This is a genomic window from Thiemannella venezuelensis (assembly GCF_014203605.1).
GTDB lineage: Bacteria > Actinomycetota > Actinomycetes > Streptosporangiales > Streptosporangiaceae > Planomonospora_A > Planomonospora_A venezuelensis.
On record NZ_JACHJJ010000020.1, the window covers coordinates 144,623 to 162,399 of the forward strand.

At 73.4% G+C, this 17,777-nt stretch carries 13 protein-coding genes; 7 read left to right on the forward strand and 6 right to left on the reverse strand.

What is annotated here, in order from left to right; translation table 11 throughout:
• Positions 1-15: 15 nt before the first annotated feature.
• Together FHS22_RS26155 and FHS22_RS26160 are read right to left on the reverse strand one after the other, a co-directional pair.
• Positions 16-1,164, reverse strand: a complete 1,149-nt coding sequence (locus FHS22_RS26155; protein ID WP_184945831.1) for a sensor histidine kinase — start codon at positions 1,162-1,164, stop codon at positions 16-18.
• Positions 1,165-1,290: 126 nt separating this feature from the next.
• Positions 1,291-1,905 carry a hypothetical protein gene (locus FHS22_RS26160; RefSeq protein WP_184945777.1) on the reverse strand — a complete coding sequence of 205 codons (615 nt, stop codon included), beginning with the start codon at positions 1,903-1,905 and terminating at the stop codon, positions 1,291-1,293.
• A 497-nt stretch (positions 1,906-2,402) separates the two neighbouring features.
• Here FHS22_RS26160 and FHS22_RS39030 point away from each other — a divergent pair, with 497 nt between their 5' ends.
• The 7 genes from FHS22_RS39030 (at position 2,403) to FHS22_RS38405 (ending at position 11,298) form a co-directional block, all read left to right on the forward strand.
• The gene (locus FHS22_RS39030) at positions 2,403-3,278 is read left to right on the forward strand and encodes a CHAP domain-containing protein (RefSeq protein WP_184945779.1); all 876 of its coding nucleotides are present in this window, start codon (positions 2,403-2,405) and stop codon (positions 3,276-3,278) included.
• 200 nt (positions 3,279-3,478) lie between these two features.
• Entirely contained in the window at positions 3,479-5,722 is a 2,244-nt protein-coding gene (locus tag FHS22_RS26170) for an alpha/beta hydrolase family protein (protein WP_184945781.1), read from the forward strand.
• 96 nt (positions 5,723-5,818) lie between these two features.
• Positions 5,819-7,420, forward strand: coding sequence for a methyl-accepting chemotaxis protein (locus FHS22_RS26175; RefSeq protein ID WP_184945783.1), 1,602 nt, complete (start codon positions 5,819-5,821; stop codon positions 7,418-7,420).
• Positions 7,421-7,541: 121 nt separating this feature from the next.
• Positions 7,542-8,447, forward strand: a complete 906-nt coding sequence (locus FHS22_RS26180) for an amidohydrolase family protein (RefSeq protein WP_184945785.1) — start codon at positions 7,542-7,544, stop codon at positions 8,445-8,447.
• 92 nt (positions 8,448-8,539) lie between these two features.
• Positions 8,540-8,785: a DUF2277 domain-containing protein gene (locus tag FHS22_RS26185; protein WP_184945787.1), complete on the forward strand. Its 246-nt coding sequence runs from the start codon at positions 8,540-8,542 to the stop codon at positions 8,783-8,785.
• Positions 8,786-8,819: 34 nt separating this feature from the next.
• Complete coding sequence (locus tag FHS22_RS26190) at positions 8,820-9,914, forward strand: LLM class flavin-dependent oxidoreductase (RefSeq protein WP_184945832.1); 1,095 nt, start codon at positions 8,820-8,822, stop codon at positions 9,912-9,914.
• A gap of 268 nt (positions 9,915-10,182) precedes the next feature.
• Positions 10,183-11,298: a hypothetical protein gene (locus FHS22_RS38405; RefSeq protein ID WP_377297003.1), complete on the forward strand. Its 1,116-nt coding sequence runs from the start codon at positions 10,183-10,185 to the stop codon at positions 11,296-11,298.
• A 31-nt stretch (positions 11,299-11,329) separates the two neighbouring features.
• Here the strand turns inward: FHS22_RS38405 and FHS22_RS26200 are convergent, their stop codons facing one another.
• The 4 genes from FHS22_RS26200 to FHS22_RS26215 all read right to left on the reverse strand — a co-directional run bounded on the left by FHS22_RS26200 (position 11,330) and on the right by FHS22_RS26215 (position 17,762).
• Positions 11,330-13,993, reverse strand: coding sequence for a glycoside hydrolase family 3 protein (locus FHS22_RS26200; RefSeq protein WP_184945788.1), 2,664 nt, complete (start codon positions 13,991-13,993; stop codon positions 11,330-11,332).
• 289 nt (positions 13,994-14,282) lie between these two features.
• A complete protein-coding gene (locus FHS22_RS26205) occupies positions 14,283-15,281 on the reverse strand; it encodes an ABC transporter permease (RefSeq protein ID WP_338047953.1) in 999 nt (332 codons plus the stop codon).
• Positions 15,278-16,234, reverse strand: coding sequence for an ABC transporter permease (locus FHS22_RS26210; protein ID WP_184945792.1), 957 nt, complete (start codon positions 16,232-16,234; stop codon positions 15,278-15,280). Before FHS22_RS26210 ends, FHS22_RS26205 begins: the two co-directional genes overlap by 4 nt.
• Positions 16,227-17,762, reverse strand: a complete 1,536-nt coding sequence (locus FHS22_RS26215) for a sugar ABC transporter ATP-binding protein (protein WP_338047954.1) — start codon at positions 17,760-17,762, stop codon at positions 16,227-16,229. The genes FHS22_RS26210 and FHS22_RS26215 overlap by 8 nt, the downstream gene beginning before the upstream one ends.
• Positions 17,763-17,777: the final 15 nt, after the last annotated feature.

The window sequence follows — 17,777 nt, forward strand, 5'->3', positions numbered from 1 at the left end:
ATCATGCCGTGCCCCTCATGCCGTGCCCTCTCGCGGGATGGTGACCGTCAGGCGGGTGCCGGTCCCCGGGCCGCTGTCGAGGTCGACCCGGCCGCCGACGAGCTCGGCCCGCTCCCGCATGCCGAGCAGGCCGAACCCCTCCCGCCCGGGCGGCAGGCCCGTGCCGTCGTCGGCGACCGTCAGCCGGGCGCCGGACTCGTCGAAGGCGACGGCGACCGAGACGCGGGTGGCGCTGGCGTGCCGCCGGGCATTGGTGATCCCCTCCTGCGCCGCGCGGTAGAGGGCGGTGAGCGTCGGGACGCCGTACCCGCTCTCGTCGCCGGTGAACTCCAGCGTGACGGCCACCCGGCCGTCGTCGGCCTGGCCGTCCACGAGGTCGGCGAGAGCGGTGGAGAGGCGGAACGGCGCGGGCCCGGCGCGCAGCGTGCGGACCGAGTGCCGGACGTCCTCCAGAGCCCGCCTGGCCGAGCGGTGCGCGTCGTCGAGCGCGCGCTGCGCCTGCGCCGGGTCGCGGTCGCGGAAGGCCGTGGCCTTCTCCAGGAGCACGACGACGGCCGTGAGGTGGTGACCGAGGTCGTCGTGGATGTCACGGGCGACCCGGTTGCGCTCGGCCGCGGCCGACAGCTCGGCGACCTGGGCGGAGTAGGCGGCGAGCCGCCGGTTCGACTCCTCCAGCCGTGCCCTGCCCCGCCGCTCCTCCACCGCCGTGGCCGCCATCGCGATGGCCAGGACCAGTCCGACGCAGAACATCAGCAGGTCGGTGATCTGCTCCACGTCGGTGTACCAGCCGGGAGCACCGAGCGCGTAGCCCGCCGCGGCCAGCCCCGCGCAGCCCACGGCGAGCACGACGGCGACCGTACGGCCGAAGGCGAAGTAGGCCGTGAACGGCACCAGGACGAACAGCACCCGCGACAGCCCCGAGCCGTCGGCCGCGGCCGCGGCGGCGAACAGGGCGACGCGCGCGCAGAGCAGCGCGGCCGCGGGCCACGGCGGGGTGCCGCCGGGCCGGATCCTGCGCTCGACCAGGTCGACGGCGAACAGGGCGGCGAGAGCGCCGGCGAACTGCGCCGGACGGGTGGTGCCGAGGCCCGCCAGCCCGGCGTACAGGCCGGACGCCAGGACCGTGCCGTAGAGGACGGGCGAGACCCAGGGGACGGGCCGCATGGGGGACACGGTGCCAGCCTACGGCCGCCGCGCGGCGCGGCCCGTGGCGGGGAGGGCTCGCGCCGCCCGGCGGGCACGGCCGGCGGGCCGCAGGGCGCGCCGGCCGGGCATCCTGTGCCGCACGGCCTAACGACCGCCCGCCGGCACCGCCGGGACGCCCTGCGGCCCGGCCGAACCGGCCGGCGCCGCCGCGGACCACACCGACGCCGAGAGCCAGACCAGCACCGCGCACACGGCGACGTGCACCGCGCTGGTGAGCGGGGTGTCGGGCAGCGGCGCCAGCGCGGTCAGCAGCACGAGCGAGACCATGTAGGCCCACGCCGCCGGGCGCGGGAACACCCGGGCGCGCAGCATGGACACGCCGAACAGCACGGTCCCGACGACGAAGACCCCGATGCCGCCGAACACCGCGATCCTGGTGGGACCGGCGAGCAGGGCCGTGGCGACCGGCCCGTCCAGATAGAAGATCACCAGGTTCAGCGCGAAGGACACCCCGGCGAACAGCCCGAGGCCGATCAGGTTCACCGCGTACGCCACGGCGCCGAATCGTCCGGCCGCTGCGCTCTGGTGCAGGTAGAAGGCGGTCAGCGCGGGCGTGCCGAGAACCGCGCCGAGGCCGATGACGAAGCTCGTGGCGGTGGTCTCACCGGTGAACGCCTCGACGGCGCCGGGCACTCCGATGGACAGTCCCAGCAGGACTCCGCAGGCCGCGCCGTAGCGCGCCAGCCATGATGGGGGCATTCGAGGACTCCTTGTCCGTGACGGGCGGGGGAACAAGCCGACCCTAGGAGCGGCGGGCGGCGCGCCGGGAGTGCCGGGCGGCCTCACCCCCGGCCGGAGGTCACGGGCGGCACGCGTGCCGGGCCGTGCCGGACGGCACGTGTCCTCCGGCACGGCTCCGGGACGGCTCCGGGACGGCTCCGGGACGGCTCCGGGACGGCTCCGGGACGGCGGGACCCGGCCGGGACCGCCTCCCCCGTGCCCTCGTCACGGATCGTGTCCGGGCCCTTTTCCTCAGTAGCGGTTTTCCTCAGCAACGACCGATGTGCGCCGAATAGGCGGCCGACAACAGCACAAGCGCGCAGACCACCGTTCGCCCGCGGGTCTGCGTCGAGCACCGGCCGGTGGTCTTTTCGCGCCCGAGGACACCCCGGACGGCCCCCTCGGTCGGCGGGAGCCCCCACCCCATCGTGAGGCCCCATCCGCGCAGCGGGCGGCAGGAAGAAGGGGACGTATCTTTGTCCGTTCTGTCGCGTGTCGCGTACCGCGGGGGCCTGTCCGCCGGGCTCGCCGTCGCCGGTGCCATCGGCTTCGCCGTCCTTCCCGCCGGAGCGGCGGCCGCCGACGTCCCGGGGATCACCGACGAGCAGTCCGCCCCGGCGCCCTTCGCGGAGATGCAGGCGCGGATCGCCGAGATCGAGACCGAGCTGCAGGCGCTCCAGGATCCGTCCGCGTTCGCGCAGCCGCAGACCACGCGGAGCACGGGGGCCGCGGAGAACGCGGGGAGCACGGGGACCACGACGGCGGACCGGGCGCAGCGCGCGGAGATCCCCGGCCTGACCCCTCGGACGGCGGCGCAGCAGGACCCGTCCCAGGCCCTGGAGACCCTGGAGGCCCTGGCCTCGGGAGGGCAGAGCCAGGGCACGGCGGCCTCGGGCGGCTCCCGGGTGCAGCAGGTCGTCTCCACCGCCCTCGGCAAGGTCGGTGAGGGCGAGGACACGAACGGCACCTCCTTCTACGGCAAGTGGTACGACAAGCACACCAAGCAGAGGGGCTTCGCCGCCGCGCCCTGGTGCGACATGTTCCTGTCCTGGGTGGCCGTCCAGCACGGACTGCAGGAGCAGATGGGCGTCTTCGCCTACACCCCCTGGCACGCCGAGTGGTTCAGGAAGCAGGGCCGGTTCGACCGTACGCCGCGCGTCGGCGACCTCGTCTTCTTCGACTGGGGCGGTTCCAAGAGCATCTCGGCCATCGACCACATCGGGATGGTGACCGGCGTCAACTCCGACGGCACGGTCTCCACGGTCGAGGGCAACGTCAGCGACAAGGTCGTCACCCGCAAGCGCGGCATGGGCACCATCGTCGGCTTCGGCCACCCGGCCTACGAGGGCTGACCCGGCGGGCCGGCGCGGGAGCCGTACCCGACCGGTCCTCCACCCCGGTTCACGAGGCGCGATCACTCTCCGTTGCATATCATTCACTTGGCGTTCCAGCGTGTCCCGCACCCGGCGACGTCCCCGTCCCGCGTGCGGGCGCGCCGGAGCGCCGCCAGTGCCAGGAGGAGTGCTCGACCCGAATCCGGCAGGTGAACCGCATGCCCGTCGAAGAACCGTCCGCCGGCGGCGCCCGCACGCACGTCACCGAGCTGCGCATCCACGGGGTGGCGGGGGCCACGCCCGGCTCCGTCCTCTATCCCGGCTGCCCCGGCCAGGTGAGGTTCCTCGGCGACCGCTCCCGCGACGGGGTAGGCATCTACGTCCCGTCCGACCGCGGTCCCGCCGTCTCCTGGCGGCGGGAGGCCTACATCTGGGGCGGTCTCACCTCGGGTTCCCGGTCACGGGCGTTCTGGCTGCTGATGCTCCCCTTCGCCCTGGCCAACATCGCCTTCTACATGACACCCCGGCGGACGGCGGACGGCCGGGAGTCCCTGGCCCGGCTCCGGCGGACGGTGGACGCCGGGCAGCGGCTGTTCGCGCTCTCCCTGACCGGCGCCCTGGTCACCGCCCTCGCCGGGGCGTCGATGGACGTCGTCGGCTGGCAGGCGACCCGCACCGGTCACGCCTTCGCCCCCCTGGCGTGGCTGGCCACCGCCGGCGAGGAGACCGCCGCCCGGCGGCTCGCCCTGGCCTCGTTGCTCCCCGCACTGGTGCTGGTCCTGGTCTGGTCGCTCGGCAGGGTGTCCTGGGCCCGTTTCGACAGGCGCAGGCCGGGCGGGGGCGCGCCCGACCCCCTCGCCGAGGGCGTGCTGCTGGCCGACCGCCGCATGTGGAACGGCGGCGATCCCGTGGGGCGCCTCCGCTCGCTCCACGTCGCCTTCGGGTTCGTTCTGGTCTCCCTGGTCCTGGCGCTGCCCCTCGCCTCCGCCCCGGTGTTCGGCGCGATCGTCCTCGCCGGGTCGGCGGTGCTCCTGCCGGTGGTCGTGCTGGTGGCCCTGCCGTACGCCGCCGGACGGCACCGGCCGGATGAGGAACCGGCCTGGGCGTCCCCGCTGACGAGGTCCTGCGCGCTGCTCCGCACACTCGCCCTGGCCCTGTACGGCCTGGCCTTCACCGCCGGCGCGGTCACGGGAGGGGAGCCCGTGCCGGCCGCCCGCGGGGCGCTCCCGGGTTTCCACGGCGTCCTGGGGGCGCTCTTCTCCACGCAGGTCTGCCTGCTGGCGGGCATCGCCGCGGGAACGGCCGTCCTCGCCCTCCGCAGCCGGCAGCCGGCCGACGCGGGCGTGCCGTACTCCAGGGCGATGGGAGGGCTGGCCGGGCCGGTGACGCTCCTGATGTCCTGGGCGCTGACCGCGGTCTTCTCCATCGGGCTGGCGTTCGCCGTGGCCGAGGCCGTGGGGACGCCCTCCTTCACCGGCGGCGACGGGGGGATCGTGCTGTCGGATCCCTACTGGTGGTCGACCCTGGCCATGCTCCTGGCCGCCCTCGCGGTCATCCTGCTGGCGCTGTGGCTCCTGCTGACGTGGCGGCGGGAGACGAAGCGGCTGCTCGCCGAGATCCGCGAGAGGTATCCCGTGCACACCGAGCACGTGAGCCGCGCCTGGGCCGCGGCCCGGCTGACGGACAGGACCGACGCGGTGATCACGGTGATCGCGGTGATCACGGCCGTCTCGGCCGCGCTCGCCGCGATCCTGGTCACCATGGGCCTCGGCGGCGTGCCGACGGGACCGGCCGTCGCCCTGGGCGTCGCGGTCACCGGCGGCGTGGCCGTCGGGCTCGTCTACGTCGGCTGGCGAGCGTACGAGCACCCCGCTCTGCGCTCGACGGTGGGCGTGCTGTGGGACGTCACCACGTTCTGGCCCCGCGCCACGCACCCCCTCGCCCCGCCGTGCTACGCCGAGCGCGTCGTCCCCGACCTCCTCGACAGGGTCCGGACCCTGGTCCGGGAGGAGGGGCACACCGTCGTGGTGTCCGGCCACAGCCAGGGCAGCGTCATCGCGGCGGCGCTCATCCTGCAGCTGGACCCCGAGGACCGCCGCCACATCCGCCTGCTCACCCACGGCTCGCCGCTGCGCCGTCTCTACGCGCGCTTCTTCCCCGCCTACTTCGGGCCCGGCGCGCTCCGCGCCGTCAGGGACGCCGTCGCGCGGCAGCCCGGCCCGGCGCGCGACTCCCACTGGCGCAACCTCCACCGGCACTCCGACCCCATCGGAGGTCCGGTGTTCACCTCCGGCTACCCCTGGACGCCCGCCGAGGGCGGCGTCGACGAGCCGCTGTGGGATCCGGCCGACCCGGCGCGCGGCGGGCCGGGAGACCCCCGGAAGCCTCCGCGGATCTTCGGTCACCTCGACTACTACCTCGACCCGGCGTACGACGCGGCCCTGCGGCGGCTGATCGCCTAGGGCGGGCGGCGGGACCGGCTCCGGCCCGGGCGCCGTACCGGCCGCTCCGCGGGCCCTTTCCCTCAGGGGCGCCCGGCGGGAGCCGATGACGGTTCCGTGGCCACGGAGAAATTCACAGAGGCATCCGCGACGCGCACGGCCGGGTCATGGCTCCATGACCGTCCGATCCGCGTCAAACTCGGCCTGGTCGTCGGCATCGCACTGCTGGGTCTGACCGCCACGGCCGGCATCGGCGTCGGCGGACTGCGCATCGCGGAGGAGCGGGCGCGCGACCTGGAGGCGTCGGCGAAGCTGACGCGTGCGGCGCTTGAGGCGGACATGGCGCACGACGCCATCCGCGGCGACGTGCTCCGCACCATGGTCGGCACCGCCTCCGCCGAGCGGGCGGAGGCTCTCAGCGATCTCGCCGAGCACTCCTCGGTGATGCGCGAGAAGCTGGCCTACTTCGCCGGTCCGCAGGCGCCGGCCTCCGTACGGCTGGCGGCCGAACGGACGGCCCCCGCCGTAGAGGACTACCTGGCGCTGGCCGAGAGCGCCGCGAACGAACCGGACGCCCGGACGTACGAACGGTTCGGGGAGGCGTTCACCGCGGTCGAGAACGAGCTGCCCGCGATCGGCGACGCACTGGACGCGCACGCCGCGACCGTCGTCGCGGGCGTCGCCGAGCAGCGGCGCGAGGCGACCTGGACGCTCGTGGCCATCGGCGTGCTCGCCGCCGGCCTGCTGGCCGGGTTCGCCCGGCTGATCGGCCAGGGCATCCTGCGCCCGCTGCGGAAGGTGTCCGAAGTGCTGGCCGCGATGGTCTCGGGAGACCTGTCGCGCCGGACGGACGTGGCGTCCGCCGACGAGATCGGCGCCATGGCCCGCATGCTCAACACCGCGATCGGCAGTGTCCGGGAGACGGTCGACGCCCTGACGTCGTCCGCCACGACGGTCGCCGTCTCCGCCGAGCAGATGACCCAGGTGTCCCGGCGCATCGCCGCCTCCGCCGAGCGCACCAGCGGCCAGGCGGACTCCGCCTCCGGCACGGCGCGGACGGTCGAACGGGACATCGCCGCGACCGCGCGCGGCAGCGAGGAGATCAAGGCGTCGATCTCCGAGATCTCCCGCAACACCACGGCGGCCGTGAGCGTGGTGGGCGAGGCGGTGACCATGGCCGAGCGGGCCAACACGATCATGGAGGAGCTGGGCACCTCGTCCGCCGAGATCGGCAGCGTGGTCAAGACGATCACTTCGATCGCCGAGCAGACGAACCTGCTGGCGCTGAACGCCACCATCGAGGCGGCCCGCGCCGGCGAGGCGGGCAAGGGCTTCGCCGTGGTGGCCGGGGAGGTCAAGGACCTGGCGCAGGAGACCGCCCGCGCGACCGAGGACATCGCCCGCCGGGTGGAGGCCATCCAGGCCGGTACGGCCGGCGCCGTCGAGGCGATCGGCCAGATCTCCTCGGTGATCGCGCGGATCGACGAGTTCCAGACGGTCATCGCCTCGGCGATGGAGGAGCAGAGCGCCACGACCGCCGGGATGACCCGGAGCATGGAGGAGGCCGTACGGCACAGCGGCGAGATCGGCCAGAGCGTCACGGCGATCGCCGCCACCGCCCTGGCGACCTCGGAGGACGCCGCCACCTCGCTGCAGACGGCCCGCGAGCTGTCGGCCATGGCCGAGCGGCTGCGGAACGCGGCCGCCAGGTTCGGCTGACCCGGGCGGTGCCCGCGGGCGGCCGGTGACCGGCCGCCCCGACGGGACGGCGGCGGCCGCCGCTCGCCCGCGTACGCCCGTGCCTGCCAGGATGGCGGGGACGAAAGCGGAGGTGACCGGTATGACGGACATCGAGGTGGCCGGTACGGCGCAGACGGCCGAGAACGAGCGGGTGACCGGCTTCTGGCGGGCGCTGGGGCTGCCGGGCCTGATCGACGTGCACACGCACTTCATGCCGGAGCGGGTGCTGGCCAAGGTCTGGGACTACTTCGACTCCGTCGGCCCGCTGACCGGGGTGCCGTGGCCCATCACCTACCGCGTCGAGGAGGACCGGCGGGTGGAGACGCTGCGCGGCTTCGGGGTGCGCCGGTTCACCTCCATGCTCTACCCGCACAAGCCCGATATGGCCGCCTGGCTCAACTCCTGGTCGGCGGAGTTCGCCTCCCGGACGCCGGACTGCCTGCACACCGCGACCTTCTTCCCCGAACCGGGGGCGGTGGACTACGTCACCCGCGCCGTCGAGGGCGGGGCCCGGGTGTTCAAGGCCCATCTCCAGGTCGGCGGCTACGACCCGGGCGACGAACTGCTGGACGGAGCGTGGGGGCTGCTCGCCGAGGCCGGGATCCCGGTCGTCACCCACTGCGGCTCCGGCCCGGCCCCGGGCCGGTACACCGGGCCCGGACCCATCGGGCGGGTGCTGGCCCGCCATCCGCGGCTGCGCCTCGTCGTCGCGCACATGGGCATGCCCGAGTACGGCGACTTCCTCGACCTCGCCGAGCGCCACCCGGAGGTGCTCCTGGACACCACGATGGCCTTCACCGCCTTCAGCGAGGCCTTCTCGCCCTACCCGCGCGAGCATCTTCCCCGCCTCGCCGACCTGGGCGACCGCATCCTGCTCGGCACCGACTTCCCGAACATCCCCTACCCGTACCCGGAGGCGCTGGAGAGCCTGGCCGGGCTGGGACTGGGCGACGGCTGGCTGCGCGCCGTGTGCCACGACAACGCGGCGCGGCTGTTCGGAGTGTAGGCGGGCCGGCGGCCGCGCCCCGCGTCCCCGGTCACACCGTTCCGGGCCGGATCCGGGCCGGCACTGTCGGCGGGATGCCGTACGGTCCTCACATGTGCCGAAGCATCAAGACACTCCGCGAGCCCTACGCCGAGGACGTGACGGAGGACGACGTGCGCGCCGCCGCACTGCAGTACGTCCGCAAGATCTCCGGGTTCCGGGCCCCGTCCGCACGCAACGCGGTCGCCTTCGAGCAGGCGGTGGAGGCCGTCGCCGCAGCGACGCGGGCCCTCCTGGACGACCTCGAGGTGCGGCCCGCCGGCGGCGGGAGCGGGCCGGGCTCGCCGCGCCTAAAATGATTGAAGTTTGAACGGCGCGAGGACGGCGGGCATCATGCAGTTCGGGATCTTCAGCGTGGGCGACGTCACCGCCGACCCCACCACCGGCAGGGCTCCGAGCGAGCACGAGCGGATCAAGGCGATGGTCGCCGTCGCGCTCAAGGCCGAGGAGGCCGGTCTCGACGTCTTCGCCACCGGCGAGCACCACAACCCGCCCTTCGTGCCGTCGTCCCCGACGACCATGCTCGGCTACATCGCGGCCCGGACCGAGCGGCTCATCCTGTCCACCGCCACGACGCTGATCACCACCAACGACCCGGTCAAGATCGCCGAAGACTACGCCATGCTGCAGCACCTGGCCGACGGGCGCGTCGACCTGATGCTCGGCCGCGGGAACACCGGGCCGGTCTACCCCTGGTTCGGCCAGGACATCCGCCAGGGCATCCCGCTGGCCGTCGAGAACTACGCGCTGCTGCACCGGCTCTGGCGCCAGGACGTCGTGGACTGGGAGGGCCGTTTCCGCACGCCCCTGCAGGGCTTCACCTCGACGCCCCGGCCGCTCGACGGGGTGCCGCCGTTCGTCTGGCACGGCTCCATCCGCAGCCCCGAGATCGCCGAGCAGGCCGCCTACTACGGCGACGGCTTCTTCGCCAACAACATCTTCTGGCCGAAGGAGCACTTCATCCGCCTGATCGGCCTGTACCGCGAGCGCTTCGCCCACTACGGCCACGGCACCCCCGAGCAGGCGATCGTCGGACTCGGCGGCCAGGTGTTCATGCGCAGGAACTCCCAGGACGCCGTGCGCGAGTTCCGCCCGTACTTCGACAACGCCCCCGTGTACGGCCACGGCCCCTCACTGGAGGAGTTCACCGCCCAGACCCCGCTGACCGTGGGCAGCCCTCAGGAGGTCATCGACAAGACCCTGACCTTCCGGGAGTCCTTCGGCCACTACCAGCGCCAGCTGTTCCTGATGGACCACGCCGGACTGCCGCTGAAGACCGTGCTGGAGCAGCTCGACATCCTCGGCGAGGAGGTCGTTCCGGTGCTGCGCAAGGAGTTCGCCGCCGGCCGTCCGGCCACGGTGCCGGACGCCCCCGTCCACGCCTCCCTGCGCGACGGGAGACCGGGCGACGGGCCGTCCGCGCCCTGACCTCTCCGCGCCGGGTCCGCGCCCCGACCTCTCCGCGCCGGGTCCGCGCCCCGACCTCTCCGCGCCGGGTCCGCGCCCTGACCTCTCCGCGCCGGGAGCGGTGAGGCTTTCCCTCCGGCGGCAACCGTCCCGCACCCTGAGCGCACTGCTCCCGCCACGTCCGGCGGGCCCAATGGAGGGAGAGGGCCGGTCCGCGGCCCGGACTTCCGAATGGGAGCCCCCGTGGTGCAGGGACGCCCTGCCTCATCGTGAAGGATCTTCGTTCTCCATGACCTCTGCCGCCCGCGCCGTCTCCCGTGCCCGTCTCCTCACCGCCGTCCTGGGCCTGGCCCTGACCGCCGGGGCGACCGCCGCCGGCGCGGCCCACGCGGAGACCGAGCGGAAGGTCATGCTGAAGGGCTCCACCACCGCCTCCTACTTCTGGGACGACGGCTCCGGCCGCGCCGGGGACACCGGCCTGCCCGCCTCCGGCAAACCCATGCAGAAGGGCATGGCCGCCAGTCCGTCCTGGCCGCTGCTGACCGAGGGATACGTCCTCTACAAGGGCAGGAAGGCGCCCTTCTTCGTCGGCGACCGCGGCCCCGGGGAGCCGTCCGGCCGCGGCATCATGCTCGACCTCGACGCCAAGACCTTCGCCGACCTGACCGGCGGCACCTTCGACCCCCGCACGCTGACCGTGCGGGGCAACGGCGGTCTCGGCCACATCAAGGTCCGGTACGTCATCACCAAATGGGGCCCGGGCGCGGGCAGGAAGAACCACCCCGTCCCGTTCTCCACCCGCGCCTGGTCGGTCAGGGACGACGACCCGGCCGAGCCCGTGCTGCTCGCCGAACCCGCCGCGGCCCGGCCCGAGCAGCCGGAGAGCCCGCCCGCCGCCACCGGCGGGAGCACCCCCGCGGCGGCACCGGGACGGCCCGCCGCCCCCACCGCCTCGGCGCCGGCCCCGGCCGGGACCGGGACGGCTCCCCCGGCCGCACCCGCCACCGCGGAGCCGTCCGCCGGAGCCGGGACGCAGGCTCCCGCCGCCGCGGGCCTGCCTCCGGTCCCGGGCCTGCCGCCCCTGCCGTCGCTGCCTCCGCTCCCGCCCCCGCCGAGCCTGCCGCCCATCCCACCGCTGCCAGGCGTCCCGAGCCCGCGGCCCACCGCCGCCGTACCGAGCGCGCAGCCCGCTCCGGCCCGGATCGTCGCCCCGGGGCCGGCCGGCGAGGAACCGGATCCGGCCGTGGACCTGGCGGCGGCCGAGGCCGTGGCCGCCCGCTCGGCCTCCGGCGGCCCGGGTGGCATCCCCGCCGGACTGCTCCTCTCCGCCGTGGTCGCCGTCGGCGGCGCCGCGTACCTCGGAGGCCGGTTCCTCTCCGGACGCCCGGCCGCCTCGGACGGCTGACGGCCCGGTCGTCAGCGCGGCACGGTCACCGTCAGGTCAGGTCCGTGCACTTCTTCGCGTCGGGGTCCGCCGCCGCCTTCGGGACCCAGCGGACGTTCGCGAACGACGCGGAGAACGCGCCCTCGGTGTAGACGAGGAAGGGCGTGTTGACGTTCTCCAGGTCGAGGCCCCCCTCCGCGAAGCAGGAGATGGGGATCTTCACGGTCGTCTTCGTCCCCGGCGTCATCCCCTGGAACAGGGAGGTCGCGACGACCTCCGCCAGGCACGGGTAGACGCAGTGGGTGCTGATGACGGTCCTGGCGGCCGGCGCCTGGTGGACGATGGTGTCGAAGACCAGGGCCGCGTCGGCGTTGAGGTAGCCGCGCAGATCGGTTCCGCCCGCCGGGTTCTGCAGGTAGATCTGGGCGGGGCCGGTGCCGGTCCAGGTCGCCTTCAGGCCGTCCTGCTGCACGTTGACGTCGGACTGCACGACGTTGATCTCGGCGTGCGCCGCCTGGCCGTCGGGGCCGATCTCGGTGCCGCCCCAGTTCTCCGCCGAGCCGATGAAGCTCTTGTACGGGGCGACGTCGGTGCGGTTGAAGATCTCCAGGTCCTCGCTCGCCTCACCGCCGCCGCCGGTGGAGCCGCAGGGGAACTGCGGAGCCGTCTCGTCGAGCGTCCCGATGGAGCTCGCCTGGCCGGAGCGCAGGCCGTACCCGAGCGGGAAGAGCGGGTCGTACCCCTCGTCGCCCTTGTTGAGCGGGGTCTGGCAGGCGCTCTTCGGCCAGGAGTACGGCAGCCTGCCCGTGTAGCCCTCGTGGTGCCTGCCCCGGACGAGCAGATCGGCGACGCCGCCGCCCTCGGTGCCCGGCAGCCACGCCACGACGAAGGCGTCGGAGCGGTTGAGCTCCTTGTTGACCCAGAGCGGGCGGCCGGTGACGTAGACGGTGACCACGGGCGCGCCCTTGCCCTTGACCTTGTCGAGCACGGCGAGGTCGCCGGGATAGAGCCTCGCGGCCTCCAGCGTGCGCCGCGACAGGTCGCCGACGCCCTCCGCGTACGGCGTCTCGCCGATCACCGCGATGACCGCGTCGTAGGCGGCGGGGTCGACGCCGTCGGCCGTCTCGCTGAAGGTGACGTCGGCCTCGCCCAGCGCCTCGCGCAGACCGCCGAGGATCGTCGTGCCGTTCGGGAAGTCGGCGTTGGTGTTGCCGGTGCCCTGCCAGGTGAGGGTCCAGCCGCCGGTCTGGTTCTGCATGCTGTCGGCGCTCTTGCCGACCACGAGGACCTTGGAGTTCCTGGCCAGCGGGAGCACCCCGCCGTTGTTCTTGAGCAGGACCTGCGACTTGCGCACGGCCTCCCGGGCGAGCCGCTCGGCCTCCAGCGCGTCGGCCGACCCCGCGAAGCGGCGCTCGGACGGCTTGCGCCCGTCGAGCACGCCGGCGCGCAGCTTCACGCGCAGGATCCGCGTGACGGCGTCGTCGATGCGCGCCATCGGGATCTGGCCGCTCTCGACCTGGGCGACCGTGTTGGCGATGAACGCCTTCCAGTCGTTGGGGACCATGACGACGTCGATGCCCGCGTTGATCGCCTGGGCGCAGCTCGCGTTGGTGCAGCCGGGGACCTGGCCGATGCCGTTCCAGTCGGAGACGACGACGCCGTCGAAGCCCATCTTCTGCTTGAGGATGTCGGTGACCGCGCGCTTGCTGCCGTGCAGCTTGCCCTCGGTGATGCCGAGTTCCTCGTTGGTCCAGCTGTTGAACGAGACCATCACGGTCTGGGCTCCGGCGGCGAGCGCGCTGTAGTAGCCCTGGCCGTGCAGGTTGATCATTTCGGCCTCGGACGAGGGGTTGACACCCTGGTCCACGCCCTTGAGGGTGCCGCCGTCGCCGATGAAGTGCTTGGCGGTGGCGATGACGCCGTCACTCCCGATCCCGCGCGGGTGCCTGCCCTGCAGGCCCTTGACGGCCTCGTAGCCGTAGGCGCGGGTGATCCGGGGGTCCTCGGAGAAGCCCTCGTAGGTGCGGCCCCACCGGTCGTCGCGGACGACGGCGAGGGTGGGGGCGAAGGCCCAGTCCTGGCCGGTGGCGCGGATCTGCTCGGCGGTCGCCGCTCCGATGTCGCGGACGAGGCACGGGTCCAGCGCGGCGCCCAGGCCGATGTTGTGCGGGAAGACCGTCGCGCCGTAGACGTTGTTGTTGCCGTGCACGGCGTCGATGCCCCAGATGACGGGGATCTTCGTCCGCGTCGCGACCGAGGCCTCCCAGTAGGCGTCGGCGAGGTCGAGCCAGGCCTGCGGCGAGGCGTGCTTGTCGCGTCCGGGCCACGAGCCGCCGCCGTTGAGCACCGAGCCGATGCCGTACTGCGTGACCTCCTGGGGGGTGATCGCGGCGATCTCCGGCTGGGTCATCTGGCCGACCTTCTCGGCGAGGGTCATCCCGGCCAGGATCTTCGACACCCGCCTCTCGTCCACGGGGTTCTGCCTGATCCGGCTCTTGACCCTGGGCCAGTCGGAGAACGCCGGCAGGTCCTTCTCGATGCGGGCGCAGCCGAACCCGCCGAGAGAGGGATTTCCGATCACCGGCTGCCGGTCTCCGGTCGCGGTCTCCGCGGCCGCGCCCGGAACTCCGGTGATGCCTGAGGCCAGTACGGCGAGGCCCGCGAGCGCCGCGAGAGCGCTCCTGCGGACGCCCTGTCGGGCGGGGGGTCTGGTCATCGAGGATCCGTTCTTCGGGAACTGCAGAGGCGTGGCGGTCCCCCGAGTCGCACAGTGCAGATCCTGACCTTGCGGCATCGGTCGAGTCAATAGCCATTTGAGAGCGCTCTCTCAAGAGATCCGGCGACCCGCCCGCGGAGGCGGGGCGGGGAAAGAGCCCCACCAGCTCTTTCCCCGCTCCACCCTCCTCCCAGACCCTCGGATCCCGCCCGGTCCGGAACCGCACCCGAGAGCGCTCTCTAAGGGGCGGAGGGGGCGCGTGCCGCCCGTCCGCGCGCTCCGGCGCGGGTCAGGTGTCCTCACGCACCCGGCCGAGGACCCGGTGCGTGACCACGACGACGGCGAGGAACGCACCGCTGACCACCTGCTGGAAGGAGGAGGTCAGCCCGCCGACCTGGTTGATCAGGTTCTGGATCACGCCGAGGAGCAGCGCTCCGGCGATCGTGCCGCCGAGCGTGCCCGCGCCGCCGGTGAGCAGCGTCCCGCCGATCACCACGGCCGCGATCACGTCGAGTTCGAGCCCGATGCCGAGGATCGTCACGCCGGACGAGAGCCGGGCGGCGTTGAGCGCGCCGGCCAGTCCCGCCAGCAGGCCGGAGACCAGGTAGACCACGACCTTGGTGCGGGCCACCGGGACGCCCATGAGGGCGGCGGCGTCCTCGTTGCCGCCGATCGCGTAGACGTTCTGCCCGAACCCGGTGCGCTGCAGGAAGACCGCCGCCACGGCGAGGACCAGGAGCATGACGAAGAACGGGTAGCCGACGTCGAAGACGCCGCCCTGCCCGATGCGGGCGAACAGGTCGTCCTCCACCAGGTAGGTGGTGGCGCCCTCGTCGGTCAGGGAGAGCATCAAGCCGCGGGCCGCGAGCAGGCCCGCCAGCGTGACGATGAACGGCGCCATCCTGGTCCTGGCGATGATCAGCCCCTGGACCAGGCCGAAGGCCCCGCAGACCACGAGCGGCAGCGCCAGCGCGACGGCCGCGCCGTAACGGGAGCCGTAGGCCGCCAGCACCCCGCCGAGCACGAAGAGCGAGCCCACGGACAGGTCGATGCCGCCGGAGATGATGACGAACGTCATGCCGATCGCGATGATCGCCAGGAACGAGGAGGCGGTGGCGATGTTGCCGAGGTTGGCCGGCGTGGTGAAGGAGTCGAACGCGACGGTGCCGGCGACCAGCAGCACGGCGAGCACGAGGAGCGCCCCGTGCTGCTGGAAGAGGCGGCCCGCACGCTCGCGGGAGGTCTGCGTGGCCGGCACCGGCGGGGCCGGGGTGGTCTGCGTGGTCACCGGCGCTCCCGCGCTGCGTAGACGGCCGCGAGGATGATCACGGCCTGGGCCATCTGGGTCCATGACTGGGGCAGGTTGTGCTTGATCAGGGTCGCCTGGAGCAGCTGCATGAGCAGCGCGCCCATCACGGTGCCGAGCACGCGGACCCGGCCTCCGGTCAGCGGGGTGCCGCCGACCACGACCGCGGTGATGGCCGACAGCTCCATGAACAGCCCGAGCGAGGTGGGGTCGCTGGCCTGGAGCCGTGAAGTGGCCAGTACGCCGGCGACTGCGGCGAGCATGCCGGACAGCACGTAGACGGTCAGCAGCACCCGGCGGACCGGCAGTCCGGAGAGCCTGCTGGCCTCGCGGTTGCCGCCGACGGCGACGAGCTGCCGCCCGAAGGTGGTCCGCTTGACGAGGAACGCGACGGCGGCGGTGAGCACGACGGCGACGATCACCACGATCGGCACGCCGGCCAGCGAGTCGCTGCCCAGCGCGACGAGGGTCGGGTTGGTGAACTCCCGCAGCTGCGGGAGGAACACGTTGGCCAGGCCCCGCACGCCGACCAGGAGGGCGAGCGTGGCGACGATCGGCTGCACTCCGACGACGGCCACCAGGGCGCCGCCCGCCCCGCCGATCAGCGCTCCGGCGAGGACGGCCATGGCGATCGCGGGCAGCGCGCCGTACCCGAGGTAGAGCGCCACCACGGCGGAGGCCAGGGCCATCACCGAGCCGACCGACAGGTCGACGCCCTCGGTACCGATCACCAGCGCCATCCCGAGCGCGACGATCACGATCGGCGCGACCTGGACGAGCTGGGTGCGGAAGTTGTCGACGGCCAGGAAGTGCGGGGTGAACACCGCGTTGAAAGCGAACAGCGTGACGACCGCCGCGTACACGCCGTACTCCTGGAGCCAGGCGATCACCCGGGTCCGGCCGGCCGCGCCCCTGCGCAGGACGGTGTCAGTCATCGTTCTCTCCCGCGATCGCGGCCATGATCTTCTCTTCCGTCACCTCTGCGCCGCTCAGCTCGCCGACGACCGCTCCGTCGCGCAGGACCACGACGCGGTCGGAGCCCTCGACGAGCTCCTCCAGGTCGGAGGAGATCAGCAGCACGGCCAGCCCTTCCTTCGCCAGCTCGTCGATGAGCGTCTGGACCTCCGCCTTGGCCCCGACGTCGATGCCCCGGGTGGGCTCGTCCAGCAGCAGGACCTTCGGGTTCATCGCCATCCACCGGGCCAGCAGCACCTTCTGCTGGTTGCCGCCGGACAGCTCGGCCACCCGCTGGCCGGGACCCGCGGCCTTGATCCGCAGGCGGCGCATGAACGTCTCCACGACCCGGTCGACGTCGCCCTCGGAGACGATCCCGGCGCGCGAGAGCCTCGGCAGGGCCGCCAGCACGATGTTCTCCCGCACCGAGAGCGTGGGGATGATGCCCTCGGCCTTGCGGTCCTCGGGCAGCAGGTTGATCCCGGCGCGGATGGCCGCGGCGACCGATCCGCCCGGCACCGGCTTCTCCGCCACGGCGACCTCTCCGGAGTCGAGCGGCAGGGCGCCGGCGATCGCCTTCGCCGTCTCGCTGCGGCCGGAGCCCAGCAGCCCGCCCAGGCCCACGATCTCGCCGGGCCGTACGGCCAGCGACACGCCGTCGAGCACGTGCCTGCGGCTGAGCCCGGTGGCCCGCAGCACGGGAGCGGCGTGCGAGTGGTGCCTCCCGCCGAACTTGGTCAGGCCCTCCGCCGCCACCTCGGCCAGGTTCCGGCCGAGCATCAGCGAGATCAGCCGGAGCCGCTCCAGCTCCGCCAGCGGGCCGGTGTGCACGACGCGCCCGTCGCGGAGCACGGTGACCCGGTCGCAGAGGCGGTAGAGCTCCTCCATCCGGTGGCTGACGTAGACCACCGAACGGCCCTGCTCCTTCAGCTCGGCGATCGTCCGGAACAGCTTGTCCACCTCGCGCGGCTCCAGCGAGGAGGTGGGCTCGTCCATGATGACGACCCGCGCGTCGGCCTGGACGGCCCGGGCCAGGGCGACCATCTGCTGTGCGCCGAGGCCGAGGGAGCCCAGCGGCCGGCGCACGTCCGAGCGCACGCCGTACCCGCGCAGGATCTCCGAGGCCCGCTCGCGCATCCCCGCGAAGTCGATGAGGCCGAACCTGCTCCTGGGCTCGCGGCCGAGGAACAGGTTGCGCGCCACGCTCATCTGCGGGACGAGGTTGACCTCCTGGTAGATGGTGGAGATCCCGGCGCGCTGGGCCTCCAGCGGGCTGGCGAACTCCACCCGCTCGCCCCGGTACCTGATCTCACCCGCGTCGAGCCGGTAGACGCCGGTCAGCACTTTGATCAATGTGGACTTGCCCGCGCCGTTCTCCCCGACGAGGGCGTGCACCTCCCCCTGGCCCAGGGCGAAGGAGATGCGGTCGAGCGCGGTGACCCCCGGGAAGACCTTGAGGGCGCCGTCGGCCTCGAGTACGGGGCCGCCCGGCACGGGACTGCCTGACACGGGGCTCCTTTCTGC